Source organism: Vogesella mureinivorans, from assembly GCF_007644035.1.
Classification (GTDB): Bacteria; Pseudomonadota; Gammaproteobacteria; order Burkholderiales; family Chromobacteriaceae; genus Vogesella; species Vogesella mureinivorans.
Window position 1 is genome coordinate 1 of sequence record NZ_VMTV02000880.1, and the last position, 266, is coordinate 266.

Annotated in this window: 1 protein-coding gene; it reads left to right on the plus strand. The window is 36.8% G+C overall.

What is annotated here, in order from left to right:
- The coding region (locus FLQ44_RS20070) for an isochorismatase family protein (protein ID WP_147695780.1) at positions 1-266 on the plus strand (266 nt) is incomplete at both ends.

Here is a 266-nt window from a genome sequence, read left to right on the forward strand (position 1 = left end):
CTGTCGTTGCAAATATAAAAAAAGCGGTTAATGCTGCACATACTGCGGGTATCCAAGTGATCTATTTTCAAAATGGTTGGGATGATCAATATCAAGAGGCAGGTGGTTTAGGTTCACCGAATTTTCATAAATCCAATGCATTAAAAACCATGCGTAAAAAACCAGAGTTGGCAGGCAAATTATTGGCAAAAGGTGGCTGGGATTTTGCATTAATCGATGAGTTAAAACCTAAAGCTCAAGATATTGTTATTGAAAAACCTCGTTAT